At 67.2% G+C, this 14,875-nt stretch carries 15 protein-coding genes; 10 read left to right on the top strand and 5 right to left on the bottom strand.

The genetic code is table 11. The features are described from left to right. Positions 1-55: 55 nt before the first annotated feature. Positions 56-1,828, top strand: a complete 1,773-nt coding sequence (gene ptsP, locus CFB39_RS15910; RefSeq protein ID WP_043187426.1) for a phosphoenolpyruvate--protein phosphotransferase — start codon at positions 56-58, stop codon at positions 1,826-1,828. A 74-nt stretch (positions 1,829-1,902) separates the two neighbouring features. On the opposite strand, the gene CFB39_RS15905 is transcribed toward ptsP, so the two are convergent. The 3 genes from CFB39_RS15905 to gpmA all read right to left on the bottom strand — a co-directional run bounded on the left by CFB39_RS15905 (position 1,903) and on the right by gpmA (position 5,337). Beyond that, positions 1,903-2,655 carry a molybdopterin-synthase adenylyltransferase MoeB gene (locus tag CFB39_RS15905; protein WP_089473604.1) on the bottom strand — a complete coding sequence of 251 codons (753 nt, stop codon included), beginning with the start codon at positions 2,653-2,655 and terminating at the stop codon, positions 1,903-1,905. A 103-nt stretch (positions 2,656-2,758) separates the two neighbouring features. Beyond that, positions 2,759-4,306: a S41 family peptidase gene (locus CFB39_RS15900; protein ID WP_039346234.1), complete on the bottom strand. Its 1,548-nt coding sequence runs from the start codon at positions 4,304-4,306 to the stop codon at positions 2,759-2,761. 284 nt (positions 4,307-4,590) lie between these two features. Beyond that, positions 4,591-5,337, bottom strand: coding sequence for a 2,3-diphosphoglycerate-dependent phosphoglycerate mutase (gene gpmA, locus CFB39_RS15895; protein ID WP_027789056.1), 747 nt, complete (start codon positions 5,335-5,337; stop codon positions 4,591-4,593). 135 nt (positions 5,338-5,472) lie between these two features. On the opposite strand from gpmA, the gene CFB39_RS15890 reads away from it, so the two are divergent. The 5 genes from CFB39_RS15890 (at position 5,473) to CFB39_RS15870 (ending at position 8,386) form a co-directional block, all read left to right on the top strand. Further along, positions 5,473-5,895 (top strand): rhodanese-like domain-containing protein, encoded by a 423-nt coding sequence (locus CFB39_RS15890; protein ID WP_089426395.1) that lies wholly within the window; start codon positions 5,473-5,475, stop codon positions 5,893-5,895. Continuing rightward, positions 5,892-6,152, top strand: a complete 261-nt coding sequence (grxC, locus tag CFB39_RS15885) for a glutaredoxin 3 (RefSeq protein WP_089473603.1) — start codon at positions 5,892-5,894, stop codon at positions 6,150-6,152. Before CFB39_RS15890 ends, grxC begins: the two co-directional genes overlap by 4 nt. 107 nt (positions 6,153-6,259) lie before the next feature. Continuing rightward, on the top strand, positions 6,260-6,742 hold the full coding sequence (gene secB / locus CFB39_RS15880; protein WP_089426394.1) for a protein-export chaperone SecB: 483 nt from the start codon (positions 6,260-6,262) through the stop codon (positions 6,740-6,742). Between the two features lie 25 nt (positions 6,743-6,767). Then, on the top strand, positions 6,768-7,766 hold the full coding sequence (locus CFB39_RS15875; protein WP_089473602.1) for an NAD(P)H-dependent glycerol-3-phosphate dehydrogenase: 999 nt from the start codon (positions 6,768-6,770) through the stop codon (positions 7,764-7,766). A gap of 95 nt (positions 7,767-7,861) precedes the next feature. Next, entirely contained in the window at positions 7,862-8,386 is a 525-nt protein-coding gene (locus CFB39_RS15870; RefSeq protein WP_089426392.1) for an O-acetyl-ADP-ribose deacetylase, read from the top strand. A 34-nt stretch (positions 8,387-8,420) separates the two neighbouring features. Here the strand turns inward: CFB39_RS15870 and trmL are convergent, their stop codons facing one another. Together trmL and CFB39_RS15860 are read right to left on the bottom strand one after the other, a co-directional pair. Then, complete coding sequence (gene trmL / locus CFB39_RS15865; protein WP_089473601.1) at positions 8,421-8,891, bottom strand: tRNA (uridine(34)/cytosine(34)/5-carboxymethylaminomethyluridine(34)-2'-O)-methyltransferase TrmL; 471 nt, start codon at positions 8,889-8,891, stop codon at positions 8,421-8,423. 103 nt (positions 8,892-8,994) lie between these two features. After that, complete coding sequence (locus CFB39_RS15860; protein ID WP_089473600.1) at positions 8,995-9,792, bottom strand: ComF family protein; 798 nt, start codon at positions 9,790-9,792, stop codon at positions 8,995-8,997. An 81-nt stretch (positions 9,793-9,873) separates the two neighbouring features. Here CFB39_RS15860 and CFB39_RS15855 point away from each other — a divergent pair, with 81 nt between their 5' ends. The 4 genes from CFB39_RS15855 to ctaD all read left to right on the top strand — a co-directional run bounded on the left by CFB39_RS15855 (position 9,874) and on the right by ctaD (position 14,867). Beyond that, positions 9,874-10,839: a methyltransferase domain-containing protein gene (locus tag CFB39_RS15855; RefSeq protein WP_089426390.1), complete on the top strand. Its 966-nt coding sequence runs from the start codon at positions 9,874-9,876 to the stop codon at positions 10,837-10,839. 195 nt (positions 10,840-11,034) lie between these two features. After that, on the top strand, positions 11,035-11,559 hold the full coding sequence (locus tag CFB39_RS15850) for a DUF2244 domain-containing protein (RefSeq protein WP_089473599.1): 525 nt from the start codon (positions 11,035-11,037) through the stop codon (positions 11,557-11,559). A gap of 55 nt (positions 11,560-11,614) precedes the next feature. Beyond that, positions 11,615-13,216 (top strand): cytochrome c oxidase subunit II, encoded by a 1,602-nt coding sequence (gene coxB / locus CFB39_RS15845; protein WP_089473598.1) that lies wholly within the window; start codon positions 11,615-11,617, stop codon positions 13,214-13,216. Positions 13,217-13,259: 43 nt separating this feature from the next. Then, a complete protein-coding gene (gene ctaD / locus CFB39_RS15840) occupies positions 13,260-14,867 on the top strand; it encodes a cytochrome c oxidase subunit I (protein ID WP_069248929.1) in 1,608 nt (535 codons plus the stop codon). Positions 14,868-14,875 lie beyond the last annotated feature (8 nt).

Raw genomic sequence — 14,875 nt, 5'->3', positions numbered from 1 at the left:
TCATAAGCGCATCGCAGCAGTGTGCCGCGGCTTTACTTGTACAGAGGAGGTGCGCGTGTCCTTCACGCTGCATGGCATTCCCGTCTCACGTGGTATCGCGATCGGGCGAGCGTATCTGATCGCGCCGGCGGCGCTCGACGTCGCCCATTACCTGGTCGAGGCAAACCAGATCGATGCGGAGGTCGAGCGCTTCCGCACCGCGCTCGAGGTCGTGCATCACGAACTCGAAGCGCTGCGCGCCGACCTGACCGACGACACGCCGAGCGAAGTCGGCGCATTCATCGACGTCCACGCGATGATCCTGAGCGACGAGATGCTCGTGCAGGAAACCATCGACCTGATCCGCACGCGCCGCTACAACGTCGAGTGGGCGCTGACCGAGCAGCTCGAGCTGCTCACGCGCCACTTCGACGATATCGAGGACGAATACCTGCGCGAGCGCAAGGCCGACATCGAGCAGGTGGTCGAGCGCGTGCTGAAGGCGCTCGCCGGCGCGCCGTCCGCGTCGCAGGCGCTCGACCGCGCGGCCAAGAACGGCACGAACGAGATGATCGTCGTCGCGCACGACATCGCGCCGGCCGACATGATGCAGTTCAAGTCGCAGTCGTTCCAGGCATTCGTCACCGATCTCGGCGGGCGCACGTCGCACACGGCGATCGTCGCGCGCAGCCTCGGCATTCCGGCCGCGGTCGGCGTGCAGCATGCGAGCGCGCTGATTCGCCAGGACGACCTGATCATCGTCGACGGCGACCAGGGCATCGTGATCGTCGATCCCGCGCCGATCGTCCTCGAGGAGTATTCGTACCGGCAGTCCGAGAAGCTGCTGGAGCAACGCAAGCTGCAGCGTCTGAAGTTCTCGCCGACGCAAACGTTGTGCGGCACCAAGATCGAGCTGTACGCGAACATCGAGCTGCCCGACGACGCGAAGGCGGCCGTCGAGGCCGGCGCGGTCGGCGTCGGGCTGTTCCGTTCCGAGTTCCTGTTCATGCATCAGAAGGAGATGCCGGAAGAGGAGGAGCAGTTCGCCGCGTACAAGCGGGCCGTCGAGTGGATGAAGGGCATGCCGGTGACGATCCGCACGATCGACGTCGGCGCGGACAAGCCGCTCGAGGCGCTCGACGAAGGCTACGAGACGGCGCCGAACCCCGCGCTCGGCCTGCGCGCGATCCGCTGGAGCCTGTCCGAGCCGCAGATGTTCCTCACGCAGCTGCGCGCGATCCTGCGCGCGTCCGCGTTCGGCCAGGTGAAGATCCTGATCCCGATGCTCGCGCACGCGCAGGAGATCGACCAGACGCTCGACCTGATCCGCGAGGCGAAGCGCCAGCTCGACGACGCGGGGCTCGCGTACGACCCGAACGTGCGCATCGGCGCGATGATCGAGATTCCGGCCGCGGCGATCGCGCTGCCGCTGTTCCTGAAGCGGTTCGATTTCCTGTCGATCGGCACGAACGACCTGATCCAGTACACGCTCGCGATCGACCGTGCGGACAATGCGGTCGCGCACCTGTACGACCCGCTGCATCCGGCGGTGCTGCACCTGATCGCCTATACGTTGCGCGAAGCGAAGCGCGCGGGCGTGTCCGTGTCGGTGTGCGGGGAAATGGCGGGGGACCCGGCGCTCACGCGCCTGTTGCTCGGGATGGGGCTCACCGAGTTTTCGATGCACCCGAGCCAGTTGCTGGTCGTGAAGCAGGAGATCCTGCGTGCGCACCTGAAGGCGCTCGAAAAGCCGACGGCCGACGTGCTCGCCGCGTTCGAGCCGGAGGAAGTGCAGGCCGCGTTGCAGCGCCTGTCGGTTGCGGAGCCGCGCGCGGATGCGGCTGCGTAGTCGGCGTCCGCGTCGCCGCTAATCGTAGCGAAGTGTCACCACGCATGCGCCGCCCGGCGCATGCCCGTCGCGCGTCAGTGCCGGCCCCCGCACACGGGGCAGTCGGCCTGGCGCGCGATTTTCATTGTCGTCCATTCCATCCGCAGCGAATCGAGCATCATCAGTCGCCCGTTGAGCGTCTTGCCGATGTCGCCGATCACGCGCAGCGCTTCGGCGGCCTGCATCGCGCCGATGATCCCGACCGTCGGCGCGAACACGCCCATCGTCGCGCACGCGACTTCCTCGAACGGCTGGTCTTCCGGAAACACGCACGCATAGCAGGGCGCCGCCGGGTCGCGGAAATCGAACGTGCTGATCTGCCCGTCGAAGCGCAGCGCGGCGCCCGATACGAGCGGCACGCCATGCGCGACGCAGGCGCGGTTGATCGCATGCCGTGTCGCGAAGTTGTCGGTGCAGTCGAGCACGACGCTCGCATGCGGCACGTGCGCGTCGAGCCATGCATCGTCGACACGCTCCGCGACCGCGTGCACCTTCACCTCGGGGTTCAACTGCGCGAGCGCGTCGCGCCCCGATTCGACCTTGTGGCGGCCGACCGACGCCGTCACGTGCAGGATCTGCCGCTGCAGGTTCGTGAGGTCGACCGTATCGGCGTCGACGAGCGTGATCGTGCCGACGCCCGATGCCGCGAGGTACATCGCGGCGGGTGAGCCGAGCCCCCCTGCGCCGACGACGATCGCATGCGCATCGAGAAAGCGCTGCTGTGCCTCGATGCCGATTTCGTCGACGAGGATGTGACGGGAGTAGCGAAGGAGTTGATCGTCGTTCATGGGGAGTCGTGGCGAGGCGGCACAGGTGTCGTTATTTTAGGCGCGCATGAAAAACGGGCCATCGCGGTCTTCCCGCGATGGCCCGTCGGATGCCGGTCGGCGCTTACTTCGGCGCCGACGCGGGCTTCGGTGCGGAAGCCGGCTTCGCGCTGGCGCCCGATGCCTTCGAGGCCGTGGCGGCCTTGCCGGCCGGGCCCTTCGTGCTTTCGGCGAGCAGCGACTTCGATTCCTGGACCGGCTTGCCTTCGAGCTTGTTGAGCGCCTGCTGCATCATGAAGTCGTCGGCGCTGCCGAACTCGATCGGCTTGCGATCGCGATCCTTCTGGCGCTGCTCCGGCGTCTTCTTGTCGTTCTGCTCTTCAAGCACGCGCAGCTGATCCATCCGGCGCTGCTCGCGGTCTTCCTGTTCCTTCTTCTCGTTCGGATCCTGCGTGTTCGCGAGGTGGTTCGTGTAGTCGACCTCGCGCGTCACGAGCACGTCGTCCGGATCGCCGTCCGCGTACTGATCGACCGGCACGTCCGGCGTGATGCCCTTGTTCTGGATCGAACGGCCGCTCGGCGTGTAGTAGTACGCGGTGGTCAGGCGCAGCGCGGTGTCGGCCGTCATCGGGCGGACCGTCTGCACCGAACCCTTGCCGAACGTCGTCTTGCCCATGATCTGCGCGCGCTTCGAATCCTGCAGCGCACCGGCGACGATTTCCGACGCGGACGCCGAATAGGCGTTCGTCAGCACGATCATCGGCACGGTCTTGAAGACCGGCGGCAGGTTCTTCAGCGGATCGCCGTCGAAGGACGGCAGGCGGTAGTTGTCATACGTATCGCGGTAGACCTGCTTCGAATCGGCGATCTGGCCGTTGGTCGACACGACGACGGAGTCGGGCGGCAGGAACGCGCCGGCCACGCCGACCGCGCTCTGCAGCAGGCCGCCGCCGTTGTTGCGCAGGTCGAGGACGAGGCCCTTCAGGTTCGGCTGCTGGCGTGCGATATCTTGCAGCTTCTGCGCGAGATCGGGCGTCGTGCGCTCCTGGAAGCTCGTGATGCGGACATACGCATAGCCCGGATCGAGGATCTTCATCTTCACGCTCTGGACCTTGATGATCGCGCGCGTGACCGTGACCGGGAACGTGCGGTCGTCGCTCTTGCGGAAGATCGTCAGCGTGACCTTGGTGCCCGGCTCGCCGCGCATCTGCTTCACGGCCTTGTCGAGCGTCATGCCGCGCACCGGCTTGTCGTTGATGCGGGTGATCAGGTCACCCGGACGGATGCCGGCGCGGAACGCCGGGGTATCCTCGATCGGCGAAATCACCTTGACGAGGCCGTCTTCCTGCGAGATCTCGATGCCGAGACCCGCGAAGCGGCCCTTCGTCTGCTCCTGCAGCTCGTCATAGTCGGTCTTGTCGAGGAACGACGAGTGAGGGTCGAGGCTCGACACCATGCCCTTGATCGCGGCCGTCAGCAGCTTCTTGTCGTCGACCGGTTCGACGTACTCGCGCTTGATCTGTCCGAAGACTTCCGCGAACAGGCGGAGCTGGTCGAGGGGAAGCGGCGCCGTGGCGGTCTGCTCGGCCGATGCGGAAACCTGCAGCGTGGCGAACACGCCCGTGGCGAGGCCCGCGGCAATCAGGCCGATGTTCTTCAATTTCATTCGCATAGAGATCTGGTGCGGTCGGGAAGCGCGTGGCGGTAGCGGGGATGATGTAGCGGACAAGTATAACTGTTCGTCCGATAACTCAGTGGAACGGCGCGAAAAGCGTCGAAAAGGGCCCGGGGCCGGTCAGGCGGGCATCGCCGCGCGCACCGCGGGTTCGAAAGCGGATTCGACAGCGCCGGCGCCGCGAAGGTTCGCGCGGCGCGCAGGGCAAGGGGCTGGGCCGGGGCCGGGGCCGGGCGGGCCGCACCGGACGCGGCCCGCCCGGCTCACCCGGCCGACGGGCGTCAGCCCGCCTTGCCCTGCTTCGCGACGGCGGCCTGCGCCTGCGCGATCGCGTCCTGGTCGCCGAGGTAATAGTGCTTGATCGGCTTCAGGTTCTCGTCGAGTTCATACACGAGCGGCACGCCGTTCGGGATGTTCAGGCCGACGATGTCGCTGTCCGAGATGCCGTCGAGGTACTTGATCAGCGCGCGCAGCGAGTTGCCGTGCGCGGCGATCAGCACCTGCTTGCCGGCGCGCACCGCCGGGGCGATCGACTCGTTCCACAGCGGCAGCACGCGCGCGACCGTGTCCTTCAGGCACTCGGTGAGCGGCAGCTGCTCGCGCGGCACCTTCGCGTAGCGCGGGTCGTTGAACGGCGCGCGTTCGTCGGTCGGCTCGAGCGCGGGCGGCGGCGTGTCGTAGCTGCGGCGCCACACGAGCACCTGGTCGTCGCCGAACTTCGCGGCCGTTTCCGCCTTGTTCAGGCCCGACAGCGCGCCGTAGTGGCGCTCGTTCAGGCGCCACGAGTGGACGACCGGCAGGTACATGAGGTCCATCTTGTCCTGCACGTGCCACAGCGTGCGGATCGCGCGCTTGAGCACCGACGTATACGCGATGTCGAACGTGTAGCCGGCCTCCTTGAGCAATTCGCCGGCCTGGTAGGCCTCGTTGCGACCCTGTTCGGTCAGGTCGACGTCGACCCAGCCGGTGAAGCGGTTTTCCTTGTTCCACGTCGATTCGCCGTGGCGGATGAGAACGAGTTTGTACATGGATCTTGCGGTCGGTAGTGAAGGAAGCTGTGGCGCGTCGTGCAGGACCCGACCCGGGCCCGCCATCGCGCAAGACGGTTATTTTATAATGGCGGGATTGTCCTCATCCGATTTCTCTTTTTCCGGCGGAATTCCGTGACGTTCTTTACCAATTACACCAACCTGGCCCTTATCGCGATCCTGGTGGTATCCGGCGGCCTGCTGGCCTGGCCCGCGCTGCGCCGCGGCCGTGGCGGCCTGTCCGCCGCGGAGGCGACGCAGCTCATCAACCGTCGCAACGCGGTCGTGATCGACGTGCGCGCCGCGTCCGATTTCGCTGCCGGGCACCTGCCGTCGGCGCGCCAGGTCGCGGCGGGCGAGATCGGCACGAAAATCGCGCAGGTCGCGAAGAACAAGAGCACGCCGGTGCTGCTCGTCTGCCAGAACGGCCAGCAGTCGCAGAAGGCGGCGCGCGAGGTCGAGGCGGCGGGTTACGCCGAGGTGCACGTGCTCGAGGGCGGCGTGGCCGCCTGGCAGCAGGCCGGGATGCCGGTCGTCAAACAAGGAGTGGCGAAGTGAACAAGGTTTTGATGTACAGCACGCGGGTGTGTCCGTATTGCATCCAGGCCGAGCGCCTGCTGAAGCTGCGCGGTGTCGAGCAGATCGAGAAGGTGCTGATCGACCGCGATCCGGCCCGCCGCGACGAAATGATGACGCGCACGGGGCGCCGCACGGTGCCGCAGATCTATATCGGCGACACGCACGTCGGCGGTTACGACGATCTGTCGAAGCTCGACCGCGAAGGTGGGCTCGTCCCGCTTCTGCAAGCGGCCTGATTAGGGCAGAATGGCCGCCGGCCGCGCCGCGGCTTGGGCGCGCAGGATTCATCCGTGGCGGCCGGCGTGAAGCCGGGCCGCCCCGTCACCACTTTTAGGGAAACACCATGTCCGACGTCGAAAACCAACCGTTCTTCAACATCCAGCGCGTCTACCTGAAGGATATGTCGCTCGAGCAGCCGAATTCGCCGGCGATCTTCCTCGAGCAGGACATGCCGTCGGTTGAAGTCGAAGTCGACGTCAAGGCCGACCGCCTCGCGGAAAGCGTGTTCGAAGTCGTCGTGTCGGGCACCGTCACCGCGAAGGTGAAGGACAAGATCGCGTTCCTGATCGAAGCGAAGCAGGCCGGCATTTTCGACATCCGCAACATTCCGGACGAACAGCTCGACCCGCTCGTCGGCATCGCCTGCCCGACGATCCTGTTCCCGTACCTGCGTTCGAACATCGCCGACGCGATCACGCGTGCGGGCTTCCCGCCGATCCACCTGGCGGAAATCAACTTCCAGGCGCTGTACGAACAACGCCTCGCGCAGCTTCAGCAGCAGGCCGGTGCCGCAGCAGGCGCACCGAACGGCACGACGCTGAACTGACGTTTCACTCGGACCGGTGCTGGGTATGAAAGTAGCCGTTCTCGGCGCCGGTGCGTGGGGCACCGCGCTCGCGGGCCATCTGGCCGCGCGGCACGATACGCTTTTGTGGGCGCGCGACGCCGCGCTCATCGCCGGGCTGCAGGCCCGGCACGAAAATTCCCGCTATCTGGACGGCATCGCGCTGCCTGACGCGTTGCGCTACGACGCCGATCTCGGCGCCGCGCTCGCGCATGGCGCCGCGGACGACGCACTGTGCGTGATCGCCGCGCCGGTGGCCGGGTTGCGCACGCTGTGTCACGCGATGCGCGACGCAGGCTGCGTGCCCGCGCATGTCGTCTGGGTCTGCAAGGGCTTCGAGGCCGACACGCATCTGCTGCCGCATCAGGTGATCGCGGCCGAGCTGCCCGAGCAGTGCAGCAACGGCGTGCTGTCGGGGCCGAGCTTCGCTCGCGAGGTCGGGCAGTTGCTGCCCGTCGCGCTGACGGTGGCGAGCACGTCCGTCGAATGCCGCGAGCGCACGCTCGCCGCGTTCCATCACGGCGCGATGCGGATCTATACAGGTGACGACGTGGTCGGCGTCGAGGTCGGCGGCGCGGTGAAGAACGTGCTCGCGATCGCGACCGGCATCGCCGACGGTCTCGGCCTCGGGCTGAACGCGCGCGCCGCGCTGATTACGCGCGGCCTCGCCGAAATGTCGCGCCTCGGTGTCGCGCTCGGCGGCCGGGCGGAAACCTTCACGGGCCTCACGGGCCTCGGCGACCTGATCCTCACCGCCACGGGCGACCTGTCGCGCAACCGCACGGTCGGCCTGCAGCTGGCGGCCGGCCGCACGCTGAACGACATCCTCGGCGCGCTCGGCCACGTGGCCGAAGGCGTGCGCTGCGCGCAGGCCGTGCTGGCCATCGCACGCGCGCAGTCGATCGAAATGCCGATCACCGAAGCCGTGTGCGGCGTGCTGTTCGACGGCATCGCGCCGCGCGACGCCGTCAGCGGCCTGCTGCGGCGCGACGCGCGCGCCGAGTAATACGACCCGGCGCCTTTGGGTGCCGTGTTCGCTGCGGGCGCGCGGTGTCAAAGCGCGCTACGCTTGAACAGTCTCCGGCGTTCCGGGAGGTTGTCATGCTGCAGATCCATTCCACCACGCTCGATGCGCAGGTCGTCGACATCACGACGCTCGATGTCGACGCGATCGTCAACGCCGCGAACGGCTCGCTGCTCGGCGGGGGCGGCGTCGACGGCGCGATCCATCGCGCGGCCGGCCCCGGCCTGCTTGCCGAATGCCGCACGCTCGGCGGCTGCGAGACGGGCGACGCCAAGCTCACGCGCGGCCACGGGCTGCCGGCGCGCTACGTGATCCATGCGGTCGGGCCCGTGTGGCACGGCGGCGGGCGCGGCGAGGCCGACCTGCTCGCGTCGTGCTACCGGCGCGCGATCGAGCTGGCCGAGGAGGTCGCGGCGACGTCGATCGCGTTCCCGGCGATCAGTTGCGGCATCTATCGCTATCCGGCCGAGGAAGCCGTCGAGATCGCGGTGGGCACCGTTGCCGAAATGCTGCCGCAGGCGCCGAACCTCGCACGCGTGGTGTTCGCGTGTTTTTCTCCCGACATCTACGACCTGTATCGCGCGCGGCTCGCACGGACGTGACGCGTCCCGCGGGGCGGGCTGCGCCGTGCAGGCGTCATGCGCCGCCTTCGAAGCCGGCCTGGCGCCACGCCTCGAACACGACCACCGCGACCGTGTTCGACAGGTTCAGGCTGCGATTGTCCGGCCGCATCGGCAGGCGCACGCGCTGTTCGTTCGGGAAGCGCTCGATCAACTCGGCGGGCAGGCCGCGCGTTTCCGAGCCGAACACGAACCAGTCGCCGGGCAGGAACGCGTGATCGTGGAAGCGGCCCGAGCCGCGCGTCGTGAACGCGAACATCCGCGCGGGGTCGGGCGTTTCCGTCGCGACGAACGCGTCCCAGTCGCGGTGCACGCGCATCTGCGCATATTCGTGATAGTCGAGGCCCGCGCGGCGCATCCGCGCGTCGTCGAGCGGGAAGCCGAGCGGCTCGATCAGGTGCAGGCGCGCGCCCGTGTTGGCGCACAGGCGGATCACGTTGCCGGTGTTCGGCGGAATTTCGGGGGCGACGAGGACGACGTTGAACATGTTTCGGTCTGGCTGGGCCGGCCGGGGCGGCGCAACGCGCGCTCCCGGCCGGCCGGTTCGTGGCGGCCGCCGCCGTGCTCGGGCGGCTGGCCTCTCTATCTAATTAATCCCTGGCGGTGCGCAGCGCAACCAGATTCGTCACGTGCGTGGCGCCCGCCGCCTTCAGTGCATGCGCGGCGGCCGCGAGCGTCGCGCCGGACGTCATCACGTCGTCGACGAGCGCGACGTGGCGGCCCGCGACGCCACCCGCCACCGCGAATGCCGCCATCACGTTGTCGCGTCGTGCGTGCCGGTCGAGCCGCGACTGCGGCGCGGTGTCGGCGACGCGCGCGAGCAGCACCGCATCCGCGCGCACGCCGAGCCGCCGCGCGAGCGGACGCGCGATCGCCCACGCCTGGTTGTAGCCGCGCGCAACGAGCCGCCGGTGCGACAGCGGCACGGGCGCCACCAGGTCGAAGCCGCCGGCGCCGGGTGTATCGTCGATCAACCGGGCGAGCCGCGCCGCGAATTCGGTGCCGAGCGCGAGTTGCCGGTGAAACTTCAGGCCGCGCGCGAGCCCGTCGAGCGGTGCGCGGTAATCGGCCAGCGCGAGCGTCGCATCGAACGGCGGCGGCGCCGTGCGGCACGCGTCGCAACGGTATGCTGTAACGCGGCCGGCGCGAGCGCCACGTAGCAGGGGCGAACGCGATGGCCCGATGCCCAGCGGCAGCGCGCAGACGTCGCAGCGCAGCCGCGCTTCATTCCAGTACGCGGCGTCGCAAGCACCGCAAATCACGCCGTGTGACAAATTGCCGCACAGTGCGCAGCGATTCGGCAGCGCGGCCGCGGCGACGCGCGTTGCCAGCGCGCGAACCTGCGACAAAGCGACGCGCATCGTGCGCGGGGCGGAACGGCGGATCATTGCAACACTCCTGACACCCCGCCTCAATGAAGCCTGCGAGGCGAGCGAGTATACTTCGGGCTCTTCGCCAGTGTGCCCGACATGTCCCCAGCTTCGACTTCAACCGGCCGTCCGGCCAATGACGCAAGGCGCCTGCGGCGGATCTTCGATCGCCGTGCCGCCACGTTCGATGCGGTCGCGTTCCTGCCGCGCGAGATCGCGCAGCGCATGAACGAGCGCCTCGAATACATCAAGGTGAGCCCCGCAGCCGTGCTGGACGCGGGCTGCGGCCCGGGCGACGACCTGCCGGCGCTGCGCGCGCGCTTTCCCGAGGCGCCCGTGTTCGGCGTCGACCTGTCCGGCGCGATGCTCGCGCGAGCAGGGCAGCGCGAGGTCGAGCAGACGAGCTGGCGCCGCTGGCTGCCGGCCTCGCTCGGCCGCGCACTGGGCCCGCGCGGCCCGCGCGTCGCGCAGGCCGATTTCGCCGCGCTGCCGTTCCCCGGCGGCGCGTTCGACCTGATCTGGTCGAATCTCGCCCTCCACTGGCATTCGCGCCCGGACGCGGTGCTGCCCGAATGGCAGCGCGTGCTGCGCGTGAACGGGCTGCTGATGTTCAGCACGCTCGGCCCCGATACGCTGCGCGAACTGCGCGCGGCCTGCGCGGACGCCGAAGCGGCGCTGGGCATGGCGCCGCCCGCCGCGCGCGTGATCGATTTCGTCGACATGCACGACCTCGGCGACATGCTCGTCGAGAGCGGCTTCGAGATTCCCGTGATGGATCAGGAAGTGCTGACCGTCACCTACAAATCCCCCGACTCGCTGCTGGCCGACGTGCGCCGCTGGGGCGCCTATCCGTTCGACCGCGAGGCGCCGCAGCGTGCGACGCGGCGCTTTCGCGCGGCGCTCGGCGACGCGCTGGAGGCCCGCCGGCGCGAGGACGGCACGATTCCGCTGACGTTCGAAGTGATCTACGGCCACGCGTGGAAGGCCGTGCCGCGCACGACCGCCGAAGGGCACGGGATCGTGCGCATCGAGGACATCGGAAAGGGGCGTCCGAAGAATCGGTAAAGCGGTAAAGAGGGGTTTTGTTATGTCTGAAATTAGCGGCGCAAAGCGGGGTCGAATTGGCGCCTAAAATGGCCGGGAAGCTTGTCGCGCTTGGCTCGCGGGCCGATAGTCGCTTGCTTGTGGATGCCATTGAACCCGCCTATAATGCGTCAGCTTGTCGTCCCGGGGTCCCCGCAATACGGGCCGACGAGTCCGATGCAGGCATGCATCGCATGCCATTCGCGTGAGGCGGCGATGGAAGCAGCGAGGGTGTTGGCGGAGACGACGAACGGCGAGCCGGTCCTCGAAGACTGGCTGATGAAACGCAACTGTTCGGCGTCGCCGCGCCAGTTCGTGCTGTTTTATGCGTCGCTCGCGAGCTTCTCGCTGGTGATCGCGACATTGCTGATGTGGCGGGGGGCTTGGCTCGTCATGCCCTTCACCGGAATCGAGTTGCTGGCTGTGGGTGTCGCATTTGCGATCTATGCTCGCCATGCGGTCGATTACGAACGCATCAGGCTGTATCCGCACCGGCTCGTGATCGAGCGGATGGATGCGGAGCGGCTCACGCAGATCGAATTCAACCCGCGCTGGGTGCGGGTCGAGCCGGGTGCGACGCCACGCGATCCGATTCGGCTGGTATCGCGCGGGCAGACCGTCGTAATCGGTCAGCATCTCGCGCAGTACAAGCGGGCGCAGTTCGCCGACGAACTGCGCGTATCGCTCAGGCGCTGCGGCTGACGAGGCGCGGGCACCGGCGGATAGGGCCGGTCGCTTGCGACGGGGGAGGGTTTGAATGGAAATTTTGGGTAAGGATGCTATGAAAACAATCAAGCGAGCCCTCGCGGGCGTGCTGGCATGCAGCGGATTGCTCTTTGCCGGTGCCGCCCTGGCGGTCGGTGATAGCCCGGGCGGCCCCCGTGTCAACGAGATCAACTTTCAGCCGCCTGTCACGAAGATCGCCGAGGAGCTCTACGATCTCCACACGATGATGCTCATCCTGTGTACGGTGATCTTCGTCGGCGTGTTCGGCGTGATGTTCTATTCGATCTTCGCGCACCGCAAATCCAAGGGCCACAAGGCCGCCAATTTCCATGAAAGCACGACCGTCGAGATCATCTGGACGATCGTGCCGTTCGTCATCGTCGTGCTGATGGCGCTGCCGGCGACGAAGGCCGTCGTCGCGATGAAGGACACGACGAACGCCGATCTCACGATCAAGGTCACCGGCTACCAGTGGAAGTGGGGCTACGACTACGTGAAGGGCCCGGGCGAGGGCATCGGCTTCCTGTCGACGCTCAGCACCCCGCGTGACGAAGTGATGGGCAAGAAGCCGATCACCGACACCTATCTGCAGGAAGTCGACAACCCGCTCGTCGTGCCGGTCAACAAGAAGATCCGCATCATCACGACCGCGAACGACGTCGTCCACTCGTGGTACGTGCCCGCGTTCGGCGTGAAGCAGGATGCGATCCCCGGCTTCGTGCGCGACACGTGGTTCAAGGCCGACAAGGTCGGTACGTTCCGCGGTTTCTGTACCGAGCTGTGCGGCAAGGAACACGCGTACATGCCGGTCGTGGTCGAAGTCCTGTCGGATGACGACTACGCGAAGTGGGTCACCGCGCAGAAGGCCAAGCTGGCCAGCGCCGCAGTCGATCCGAACAAGGTCTACACGATGGCTGAACTCGTCGCGCACGGCGAGGAAGTCTACAAGGCGAACTGCGCGGCCTGCCACCAGGTGAACGGCAAGGGCCTCGGCGCGTTCCCGGCCATGGACGGCAGCCCGATCGTGAACGGCCCGATCGCCGCCCACGTCGAGCGCGTGCTGCACGGCAAGGGCGCGATGCCGTCGTGGGCGTCGCTGTCGGATCTCGACATCGCGTCGGTCGTCACGTACGAACGCAATTCGTGGGGCAACCACAAGAACGACCTGCTGCAGCCGAAGCAAGTGGCCGACGCGCGTAACGGCAAGCTGCCGGAAGACGCGGCGGGCGCAGCGGCAGCGGCAGCGGCACCGGCGGAAGCCGCTTCGGCACCGGCGCAGGCTGCGTCGGGCGCGGAGCAACCGGCGGCAGCGGCCTCGGCCGCACTGTCGACGATCTACTTCGAGACGGGCAAGAGCGTGCTGCCGGCCGACGCGAAGGCGGCGATCGCCGCCGCGGCCGACTATGCGAAGGCACATCCGGACGCGAAGCTCGCGCTGTCGGGCTTTACCGACAAGACGGGCTCGGCCGACGCGAACGCCGAACTGGCGAAGCATCGCGCACAAGCCGTGCGCGACGCGCTGAAGGCAGCAGGCGTGGCGGAAGACCACATTATTCTCAAAAAGCCGGAAACGATCACGGGCGGGGCTGACGCGAAGGAAGCCCGGCGTGTCGAGATCGGCCCGGCGGCTTGACGTGTCGCTGAGTTAGTCGACGTATTCGCATTAGGAGATTCTCATGTCTAGCATCGGGCACGACGTAGCCGCGGACCACGCGCACGACGACCACGCGCACGAAATGCCGCACGGCTGGCGCCGCTGGCTGTTCGCCACCAACCACAAGGACATCGGTACGCTGTACCTGTTGTTCTCGTTCATCATGTTCCTGTCGGGCGGCGTGATGGCGCTCGCCATCCGGGCCGAGCTGTTCGAACCGGGCCTGCAGATCATGCGTCCGGAGTTCTTCAACGAACTCACGACGATGCACGGCCTGATCATGGTGTTCGGCGCGATCATGCCGGCGTTCGTCGGCTTCGCGAACTGGATGATTCCGCTGCAGATCGGCGCGTCCGACATGGCGTTCGCGCGGATGAACAACTTCAGCTTCTGGCTGCTGCCGGTCGCGGCCGTGCTGCTGGTCGGTTCGTTCTTCGCGCCGGGCGGCGCGACGGCCGCCGGCTGGACGCTGTACGCGCCGCTGTCGACGCAGATGGGCCCGGGCATGGACTTCGCGATCTTCGCGGTCCACATCATGGGCGCATCGTCGATCATGGGCGGGATCAACATCGTCGTGACGATCCTGAACATGCGCGCACCGGGCATGACGCTGATGAAGATGCCGATGTTCGCGTGGACGTGGCTGATCACGGCGTACCTGCTGATCGCCGTGATGCCGGTTCTGGCAGGCGCGATCACGATGGTGCTGTTCGACCGCCACTTCGGCACGTCGTTCTTCAACGCGGCAGGCGGCGGCGACCCGGTGATGTACCAGCACATCTTCTGGTTCTTCGGCCACCCCGAGGTGTACATCATGATTCTGCCGGCGTTCGGGATCGTGTCGCAGGTGATCCCGGCGTTCGCACGCAAGACGCTGTTCGGCTATAGCTCGATGGTGTACGCGACGGCTTCGATCGCGATCCTGTCGTTCATGGTCTGGGCGCACCACATGTTCGCAACGGGCATGCCGGTGACCGGCCAGCTGTTCTTCATGTACGCGACGATGCTGATCGCGGTGCCGACGGGCGTGAAGGTGTTCAACTGGCTCGCGACGATGTGGCGCGGCTCGATGACGTTCGAAACCCCGATGCTGTTCGCGATCGGCTTCCTGTTCGTGTTCACGTTCGGCGGTCTCACGGGCCTGATGCTCGCGATGGCGCCGCTCGACATCCAGTATCACGGGACCTACTTCGTGGTGGCGCACTTCCACTACGTGCTGGTGGCCGGCTCCTTGTTCGCGCTGTTCTCGGGCTGGTACTACTGGGCGCCGAAGTGGACGGGCTGGATGTACAACGAGACGCGCGGCAAGATCCACTTCTGGGCGTCGATGATCTTCTTCAACCTGACGTTCTTCCCGATGCACTTCGTCGGTCTCGCAGGCATGCCGCGTCGCTACGCGGACTACCCGGCGCAGTTCACGGACTTCAACCAGGTGGCGACGATCGGCGCATTCGGCTTCGGCCTCGCGCAGGTGTACTTCCTGTTCGCCGTCGCGCTGCCGGCCTACCGTGGCGGTGGCGAGCTGGAAAAGGCGTCGGACAAGCCGTGGGATGGCGCGGAAGGCCTCGAGTGGACGGTGCCGAGCCCGGCTCCCTTCCATACGTTCGAGCAACCGCCGCACGTCGAGTAAGTTTCACC

Source organism: Burkholderia sp. AU6039 (genome assembly GCF_002223365.1).
Taxonomy (GTDB): Bacteria; Pseudomonadota; Gammaproteobacteria; order Burkholderiales; family Burkholderiaceae; genus Burkholderia.
Note: the sequence above shows the minus strand (reverse complement) of the source record. Positions and strands in the feature narration are given on the sequence as shown.

Coding starts and splice junctions, on each gene's coding strand:
- CFB39_RS15905 (WP_089473604.1), bottom strand. CDS start 2,655: ATGAACGACGATCAACTCCTTCGCTACTCCCGTCACATCCTCGTCGAC.
- CFB39_RS15900 (WP_039346234.1), bottom strand. CDS start 4,306: ATGCGAATGAAATTGAAGAACATCGGCCTGATTGCCGCGGGCCTCGCC.
- gpmA (WP_027789056.1), bottom strand. CDS start 5,337: ATGTACAAACTCGTTCTCATCCGCCACGGCGAATCGACGTGGAACAAG.
- secB (WP_089426394.1), top strand. CDS start 6,260: ATGTCCGACGTCGAAAACCAACCGTTCTTCAACATCCAGCGCGTCTAC.
- CFB39_RS15875 (WP_089473602.1), top strand. CDS start 6,768: ATGAAAGTAGCCGTTCTCGGCGCCGGTGCGTGGGGCACCGCGCTCGCG.
- CFB39_RS15870 (WP_089426392.1), top strand. CDS start 7,862: ATGCTGCAGATCCATTCCACCACGCTCGATGCGCAGGTCGTCGACATC.
- trmL (WP_089473601.1), bottom strand. CDS start 8,891: ATGTTCAACGTCGTCCTCGTCGCCCCCGAAATTCCGCCGAACACCGGC.
- CFB39_RS15860 (WP_089473600.1), bottom strand. CDS start 9,792: ATGATCCGCCGTTCCGCCCCGCGCACGATGCGCGTCGCTTTGTCGCAG.
- CFB39_RS15855 (WP_089426390.1), top strand. CDS start 9,874: ATGTCCCCAGCTTCGACTTCAACCGGCCGTCCGGCCAATGACGCAAGG.
- CFB39_RS15850 (WP_089473599.1), top strand. CDS start 11,035: ATGCAGGCATGCATCGCATGCCATTCGCGTGAGGCGGCGATGGAAGCA.
- coxB (WP_089473598.1), top strand. CDS start 11,615: ATGGAAATTTTGGGTAAGGATGCTATGAAAACAATCAAGCGAGCCCTC.
- ctaD (WP_069248929.1), top strand. CDS start 13,260: ATGTCTAGCATCGGGCACGACGTAGCCGCGGACCACGCGCACGACGAC.